The sequence below is a fragment of the Shewanella hafniensis genome (assembly GCF_019655335.1).
In the GTDB taxonomy this organism is placed as follows: Bacteria; Pseudomonadota; Gammaproteobacteria; order Enterobacterales; family Shewanellaceae; genus Shewanella; species Shewanella hafniensis.
In genome coordinates this window covers 1-1,355 of record NZ_BPFD01000176.1, presented here as the reverse complement: position 1 = coordinate 1,355, position 1,355 = coordinate 1, and the positions used below count along the sequence as shown (strand labels likewise).

The window sequence follows — 1,355 nt, the reverse complement described above, 5'->3', positions numbered from 1 at the left end:
GTCGGCGCATCGTTGACGTTGGTCACCGTGATGCTAAAGGACTGGTCAGCGGTTAAGCCATCCGTGTCCGTCGCTCGCAGTAACACAGGGTGCGCGCCCACATCGGCATTGCCTGGCGTGCCACTTAACAATCCAGTGGCAGCATTGAAGCTCAACCAACTCGGTTTGGTCACCGCGCTTAAGGTTAATGTGTCGCCCACATCAGTATCACTCGCCGCAAAGGTGTAGCTATACGCCGCATCTTGAGTGGCGGCAGTGATGGCCGTTGAACTAATCGTCGGTGCATCATTGACGTTAGTCACGGTAATACTGAAGGACTGTTCAGCGGTTAAGCCATCTGTGTCTGTCACTCGCAGTAACACAGGGTGCGCACCCACATCGGCATTACTGGGCGTGCCACTTAACACGCCTGAAGTCGTATTGAAGCTCAACCAACTCGGTTTGGTCACCGCGCTGAATGTCAGCACATCGCCCACATCAGTATCTGCGGCCGCGAAGGTGTAGCTGTACGCCGCATCTTGAGTGGCGGTAGTCATCGCCGTTGAACTGATAGTCGGTGCATCGTTGATGTTGGTGACCGTGATGCTGAAGGACTGTTCAGCGGTTAAGCCGTCGGTGTCCGTCACTCGCAGTAACACAGGGTGCGCGCCCACATCGGCATTGCTTGGCGTGCCACTTAGCACGCCAGTGGCAGCATTGAAGCTCAACCAACTTGGTTTGGTCACCGCGCTTAAAGTTAATGTGTCACCCACATCGGTATCACTCGCCGCAAAGGTGTAGCTGTACGCCGCATCTTGAGTGGCAGCTGTGATGGCCGTTGAACTAATCGTCGGCGCATCGTTGACGTTGGTCACCGTGATGCTAAAGGACTGGTCAGCGGTTAAGCCATCCGTGTCCGTCGCTCGCAGTAACACAGGGTGCGCGCCCACATCGGCATTGCCTGGCGTGCCACTTAACAATCCAGTGGCAGCATTGAAGCTCAACCAACTCGGTTTGGTCACCGCGCTTAAGGTTAATGTGTCGCCCACATCAGTATCACTCGCCGCAAAGGTGTAGCTATACGCCGCATCTTGAGTGGCGGCAGTGATGGCCGTTGAACTAATCGTCGGTGCATCATTGACGTTAGTCACGGTAATACTGAAGGACTGTTCAGCGGTTAAGCCATCTGTGTCTGTCACTCGCAGTAACACAGGGTGCGCACCCACATCGGCATTACTGGGCGTGCCACTTAACACGCCTGAAGTCGTATTGAAGCTCAACCAACTCGGTTTGGTCACCGCGCTGAATGTCAGCACATCGCCCACATCAGTATCTGCGGCCGCGAAGGTGTAGCTGTACGCCGCATCTTGAGTGGC

The 1,355-nt window shown here is 55.3% G+C and carries 1 protein-coding gene; it reads right to left on the bottom strand.

The annotated features are described in order from the left end of the window. Positions 1 to 1,355, bottom strand: a 1,355-nt coding sequence (locus K5Q99_RS21750; RefSeq protein ID WP_220778111.1) for a putative Ig domain-containing protein, incomplete at both ends; no start/stop codon positions are given.